The sequence below is a fragment of the Nocardia sp. NPDC060220 genome (assembly GCF_042727815.1).
Lineage (GTDB): Bacteria > Actinomycetota > Actinomycetes > Mycobacteriales > Mycobacteriaceae > Nocardia.
On the sequence record NZ_JBHWZY010000356.1, the window covers coordinates 1 to 6,640 of the forward strand.

7 protein-coding genes are annotated in these 6,640 nt (G+C 67.2%); all 7 read right to left on the bottom strand.

Going from position 1 to position 6,640, the window contains the following annotated elements:
• A partial coding sequence (locus tag ACFWF3_RS19210) for an MlaD family protein (RefSeq protein ID WP_379314696.1) occupies positions 1–409 on the bottom strand: 409 nt, incomplete at its 3' end.
• Between the two features lie 2 nt (positions 410–411).
• Positions 412–1,656: an MCE family protein gene (locus tag ACFWF3_RS19215; RefSeq protein ID WP_379314697.1), complete on the bottom strand. Its 1,245-nt coding sequence runs from the start codon at positions 1,654–1,656 to the stop codon at positions 412–414.
• Positions 1,657–1,660: 4 nt separating this feature from the next.
• Complete coding sequence (locus tag ACFWF3_RS19220; protein ID WP_379314698.1) at positions 1,661–2,515, bottom strand: ABC transporter permease; 855 nt, start codon at positions 2,513–2,515, stop codon at positions 1,661–1,663.
• On the bottom strand, positions 2,515–3,354 hold the full coding sequence (locus tag ACFWF3_RS19225) for an MlaE family ABC transporter permease (protein WP_379314699.1): 840 nt from the start codon (positions 3,352–3,354) through the stop codon (positions 2,515–2,517). Before ACFWF3_RS19225 ends, ACFWF3_RS19220 begins: the two co-directional genes overlap by 1 nt.
• A gap of 31 nt (positions 3,355–3,385) precedes the next feature.
• Entirely contained in the window at positions 3,386–5,080 is a 1,695-nt protein-coding gene (locus tag ACFWF3_RS19230; RefSeq protein WP_379314700.1) for a nitric oxide reductase activation protein NorD, read from the bottom strand.
• Complete coding sequence (locus ACFWF3_RS19235) at positions 5,077–5,892, bottom strand: CbbQ/NirQ/NorQ/GpvN family protein (protein WP_379314701.1); 816 nt, start codon at positions 5,890–5,892, stop codon at positions 5,077–5,079. Before ACFWF3_RS19235 ends, ACFWF3_RS19230 begins: the two co-directional genes overlap by 4 nt.
• A gap of 1 nt (position 5,893) precedes the next feature.
• Positions 5,894–6,640: spirocyclase AveC family protein (locus ACFWF3_RS19240; protein WP_379314702.1), on the bottom strand; the 747-nt coding region annotated here is incomplete at its 5' end.

Genomic DNA, 6,640 nt, shown 5'->3' on the forward strand with positions numbered 1-6,640 from the left:
GCCCCGACAGATCGAAGCTCGGTTCGGTGCGCTCCAGTGGGATCCGCGCACCGGCCGCCAGCGCCGTCGGGTCGCCGGATTCGGCCCTGCTCAACCCGAGATAGCGCTGTCCGATCAGATTCTGATAGGTGACCGAGGCGATGGTGTTGGCGTAGACGGGCTGATCTCGCTGAATCCGGAAGCCGACCTCGGCGTCGGGACCGTGGATGCGGATGGAGTCCACCCGGCCGACCTGTACTCCGGCGACCCGGACGTCGTCGCCGACGCGCAGTCCCGAGACATCGCTGAACACCGCGGAATAGGCGTGCGTGTCACCGGTGACATCACGTTGCAGGGTCACGCGGACCATCCAGATCAGCAGGGCGGCGACGAGCAGGAAAGCGGTCAGTCCGGCGAGGTCGCGTGTCATTTTCACCGTGGTTCTCCGGTGGGTGGTTGGGCGGGCACTGTCAGGCCGAGCAATTCGGCCAGGCTCGCGGCTTCCCTTGGTAGACCGAGGCTTTCGGCCACAATGTCGCGCTGGGTGAGCGTGTTCACCGGCTGGTCGGCGGCGCCGATGACCGCCGGGCCTGCGGCGGGCCCGTTCGCGCAGCTCGCACCGGCCAGTTCGCCGTACCGTGGGCAGTCGGTCCGGGTGTATTGCTTGTGCGGGGTGAGTTCGACGATCACCTTGGCGGTGCCGCTCTGGGTCGCGGGTTGCCAGAAGTCGCGCGCGAACACCTGCGCGATCCGGGTCTGTGAGGTCGTCATCTGCACGAAGTTGCCGCTGCCCGCGGCGAGTAGCTGCAGCACCGGGCCCAGTCTGGAGTTGAGGTCGATGACAGTGTCGGTCCGGTTGTTCAGCGCGGTGCCGACTGTCGTGGTGGTCGCGATACCGCCGGTGAGCAACTTGGACAGGCGGATTCGCTGCTCGGCGACGCTGCGCAGCGGAGTGACCGCGCTGTGGAGTGCAGCGAGCAGATCGGGAGCCGATTCCTGGAGTCCGAGTACCGCATCGGAGAGCCCGGTGAGCAACGCGGTGTCGTCGGAGCCCGAGAGTTCGGCGTCGTAGGCCCGCACGATGCGCGCGAGCTGGGTGCCCGCGGCCAGCGCGTCCGCGCCGCGGCCGCGGGTCGCGCGTTCGACGGTTTCCAGGATCCCGACGGTGGGATCGGCGTCGGGGCGTCCCACCGCGTCGACGATGCGGCTCAACGCGGTGAGCGAGGTCTGTAGCTGCACACTGGCTCGGCTGTGGTCCTCGGGTATGGATGCGCCGGCGCGCAGGGCGGGGCCCGGCCCGTTGTCGATGAGCTGGATCGAGGGCACCGCGAACACGTTGCTCGGGACGACCCGCGCTGTCACCGTCGCCGGAATGGTGGCCGCGTGCTCGGGCGTCAGCTCGATGCGCACCCTGTTGGGGTGGGCGCGGTCCGCGGCGACCACCTCCTGCACGCTGCCGACCAGGATGCCGCGATATTTGACGTCGGATCGTTTCGGCAACCCGTCGCCCACGTCGACCAGCATCGCGGTGACCTCGATCGTCTGCGCGAACGCGCCTTCGGATCGGGCGACCATCGCCGCGACGGTGGCGGCGACCACGGTCAGCGCGGCGATCCCGCGCACGAACAACTTGGTGTTACTCAGGTGCCGGTCATCGGATTCGAACACTATCGACATCGCGTTACCCACTGATCCTGGAGCCGGCGTCGAAACCCCACAGCGCCAACGTCATCAACAGATTCACCGAGATCATCACCGTGATGCTGGCGCGCATCGCCCGCCCGGCCGCGACGCCGACCCCCTGCGGTCCGCCGCGCGCGTAGTAGCCGAAGTAGCACTGGATCGTCGTGGTGATGGTGACGAACACGATCGCCTTCAGCAGCGAGTACACGACGTCGGTGCCGCTGAGCACCAGGTCGAAATAGTGGGCGTAGGTGCCGAAGGATTGTCCGCCGACGAGCCCGACGAACAATTCGACGGCCAGGTAGTCCGCGGCCAGCGCGGCCAGGAACAGGGGGATCACCGCCACGATCGAGGCGATCAGCCGCGTCGAGACCAGGAAGGGCACCGGTCGGATCGCGATCGCGTCGAGGGCATCGATCTCCTCGGCGATCCGCATCGCGCCCAGCTGCGCGGTGAACCGGCACCCCGCCTGCGCGGCGAAGGCGATCGAGGCCATGATCGGGGCGAGTTCGCGCGTGGCCGCGGTCGCGGCGATCATGCCGGTCGCGGGCTCCATGCCGAGCAGTTTCAAGGCGTTGAAGCCCTCGATGCCGACGATGCCGCCGGCGGCGGCGCCCAGGATGATCATCACTCCCGCCGTTCCGCCACCGACGATGAGCGAGCCGTTGCCCCAGGTCACATCGGACAGAATGCGCAGCGATTCGCGGCTGTAATGGCGCAACGCCACCGGTATCGAGACCACCGCGCGCACGAAGAACGTGAACATGTGCCCGAACCGGATGACGCCGCGCCACGGCCCCGCCACCACGGCGAGCACGGCCCGCGCGCCGGGCGGGCGATACACGCTGGCCATCAGAGTGTCGTCCTCGGGAACAACATCGTGTAGATCTGGGTGAATCCGAGGTTGACGACCATCAGCACCACGATGGACGCCACCACGGCGGCATTGACCGAATTCGCCACGCCGCCTGGCCCACCCCGGGTGTTGAGGCCCTTCTCGCAGGCGATGACGACGACGATCACGCCGAACACCGCGGCCTTGACCATCGCCAGGTACAGATCACCCGAGGTCGCGAAGGAGGAGAAGGTCGCCATGTAGCTGCCCGGAGTCCCGTCCTGGACATAGACATTGAACAGGTAGCCGGCGAGAAACCCGACAAAACAGCTCACCGCGGTGAGCGCCATCGCGATCAGGATCCCGGCGGCCAGGCGCGGCACCACGAGCCTGCGCAGCACCGAGACCCCCATCACCTCCATGGCGTCGATCTCCTCGCGGATCTTGCGTGACCCGAGATCGGCGCACAGCGCCGAACCCACCGCCGCCGCCAGCAGAATCGCGGTGACCAGCGGCGCCGACTGGCGGATCACGGCCAGGCCACTCGCGGCGCCCGCCAGTGCGGTCGCCCCGACCTGTCCTGCCAGCAAACCGAATTGAATGGACAGGGTCGCGCTGATCGGCACGGCCACCGCCACCGTCGGCAGCAGCGAGGTCTTCACCATGAACATCGCCTGCCCGACGAATTCGTCGAAGGGAAAGCGCCGCCCCGCAATGTCGGTGACCAGGTACCGAAAGGCGTCCCGGCCGAGTTCGACCTGCCGTCCGACGGTCTGTAGCGAGGCGACAGGGTGTCGCCGGCTGTATTGCTTCGACCAATCTTTGATCTCGGTGACCGCTGATGCGCTGGGTTCCACTGCGAGCTCTCTTTCCGATGTCGACGTCGCGTCAGCCCGGTGTGGGCGCGGCGAGTTCGCGAAGGGAGGCCAGGAACAGTTCGTCCATGCGCGGGCTCAGTTCGCTCAGGGTGGCCGCGCCGGCATGACCGACGGAGCCGAAGACGCGTTCGAGGGCGTCGGCGGGCGTGGTGGCGCCGATGGACAGGCACAGGCAGGCCACGCCTTCGGTGCGCAGTTCCTCGAGCGCCTTCGCGGCGTCGGCCTCGGCGTAGCGGCCCTCGTAGCCGTCGTCGTAGGGGCAGCCGTCCGACAGCACCACCAACAGCCGATTCTGTGTTCCCGCTTCGTTTTTCAGAATCTCGCCCGCGCCCCGGATCCCTGCCCCGAGCCGGGTGTAGTTCGAGGGCGCGAGCTGATTGAGTCTGGCTCGACCGACAGCGCCGAAGCGCTGGTCGAAGGTCTTGATCGCCGGGAGGTACACCGCGTGGCGACCCTCGGAGCGGAAGGCGTACACCGCGACGCGGTCACCGAGTTCTTCGAGCGTCACGGCCAGGGTGGCGGCCGCGCGCCGCTGGTGCTCGTGCACGGACAGGCCTTCGAGATCGGCGTCGGTGGACGAGCCGGAGGCGTCGAGCAGGATCATGACGCCGAGATTGCGTTCGAGCCTGCGGTGTTCGAGGTACACGTTCTCCGGCCGCGAGTAGCCCGAACGCAGATCGACGAACAGGTCGATGAGTGCCTCGATGTCGAGATCGTCGCCATCGGCTCGCCCGCGCAGCACCTTCGGACCGAGCCCGACCCGAGCCAGCCGCCGCCGCAGCACATCGTCTTCCGGTACGCGCGCTGCCGCGATATCGGTGGGAGCGGTCAGCGGGAAATCGACGACCCGGCACCAATCCGGTTTGTATCGGTCGTTGAACACGTCCCACTCGGGATGGAGCGCGCCGCCGATTCCGGCGGCGGCGCCCGGCTTGTCGGCGTCGGTGAACCTGATCCGGGTGGGCAGCGGCCGGGCGTCGGGCCCGACCATCCGCGCCCGCCGTACCGCGCTGACCGGTGCCTCGGTGCCGCCGGGCGAGTCACCGTCGGAACGCGAACTACCCATGGCCTTGCGAAGGAATTCCATCGCCGATTTGCCGCTGAAGAGGGGATTCTCGAAAAGTTTCAGAATCTTGCTCTCGTCGGACTTCTCGACGCTGTCCTCGATCTCGTCGTCGGCCTCGGGGATTTCGCTGAGGTCGAACTCCAGGCGCAGTTCGCGCTCGCTTGCTCGCCCGCCCGGGCCCACATCCGAAGCCACCAACTGAGAGGGTTTGAGGGTGCCGAACCAGGCGGGCGGCTCCTCGACCGGTGTTTTCCCCTTGGCTGCCGCGAGCGAATCCGCGGCAGTCGTGGTAGCGGGGGTGCCGCGGAGCCCGACCTCGGTGACGAGCGGAAGCCGTTGGGCGAGTTCGGTGAGGACACGATGGCCTTCGAGAGCCAGATAGCGACGAGCCGCCGTCGGACGCCCGCGCAATGACCGCACCAATGCCGGATCCAGGCTCCCGGCGCCGAGCAGTGCGCTCTGCACGAGCATTTCGCGGCGCTGCTCGGCATCGGTCGCACCTCCCGACACGAACACGATATGGCCGTTCGTGTACGGGATCCCGCCCGCCGGCAGCTCTGCGATACCCACAGACCTGCCGGCGAGATAGGTGGCCAGGAGCCTGAACCGCTCCGGCCCGTTCGGATCGTTGTCGATCATGGCCGTGGGAGGACGGCGTCGACGAGTTCGCCGAGGGCGGCGACGATATCCGCGTCATCCGAGAGCGCCTGCACCACAGCCGATTGCACGGCGGTACGCAGGGCCAATCCGCCCGCGACGAGGCCGCCGGCGAGGATCAGCATTCGGGTGGAGGACACCTCGCGCAACGGCGAGTTGTCCAGGTTGCGGATGGCGCTGCCGACCGCGACCAATGACCGCGCGGTCTCGGCGTCGACCCCGGCTTCGTGGGCGATCACCTCGCGCTCGATCTCGGGGGGCGGGAAGCCGAGTTCGATCGCGACGAAGCGCTGCCGAGTCGACTCCTTGAGGTTCTTCAGCACGCTCTGATAGCCGGGGTTGTAGGAGATCACCAGCTGAAACCCGGGCGCCGCGGGCAAGGTCACGCCGAGTCGGTCGACCGGAAGTTCGCGGCGGTGATCGGCGAGCGGGTGGATCACCACGGTGGTGTCCTGGCGCGCCTCCACGACCTCGTCCAGATAGAAGATGGCGCCCGCACGCACCGCCCGCGTCAACGGCCCGTCCACCCAGACCGTTTCGCCGCCCTTGAGCAGGAAACGTCCGACCAGATCCGCCGAGGTCATGTCCTCGTGTCCGGCGACGGTGATCAGTTCGCGGCCGAGTTCGGCGGCCATGGTTTCCACGAAGCGGGTTTTTCCGCAGCCCGTGGGGCCCTTGAGGAGAAGCGGGAGGCCGCCTACGGCCGCCGCCCGGAAGACCTCGACCTCGTCGCCGACCGCCCGATAGAACGGTGCACGCGGAACATCGAGTACAGCGCTGGATCGATTGGTCATGTCAGTTTCCTTTGTCGGTGTCGGCGAAGGGAATGATCTTCGGCAATTCCGCACCGTCCGGCAGGATGAGTTTCCCGGTCGAATCTATGTAGCCGCTGTTGCGGAAAGGGACCGGCAGATCGGGATGCGGGCAGAGCCGGTCGGTGCCTTCACCGCAGATACCCATGTTGAAGTACGAGCGCTTCTGGATGTCCTCGGGCCAGGGATCGGTGTGCAGGGCGAAGAACTGCGCGGGCAGGTTGTAGCCCACGAAGAAGAAGGTGCTGACCGCCGCGAAGATCGCCAGAAAACGCGTGAACTGTTGTTTGACGAATCCGCCCTGGATCTGGTCCAGGCCGCGCTCGACGATGGTCCGGCCGCGGTCGTCGGTGAAATAGCGCAGCGAGCAGAGGCCGGCCTGAACGCCGCCCCACATGAGCCCCTCGTACAGCGGCCACTGGTAATAGGTGCCGGCATTGATCGACCATGCCTGGAGTGCGCCGGGGTAGGTGAAAAGGCCCATCGGCATCAGGAACAGACCTTCGATGACGAGATCGAAGAAGAATGTCCAGACGAGCAGCACACCGATCAGTGCACCGGTGCCGATATTCGGGAAGCGCTGCTTGGCCTTTCGCATCACCCAGCAGCCGAGAATCGTGCAGAGCAGCACGCCGTAGGAGTAGCCCGGTGCGTTCATCAGGATCGCACCGGCCTGCAGCACCTGGCCGAGGATCACGTAGTCGACCTGCTCGGGCGCGACGCCGCCCTT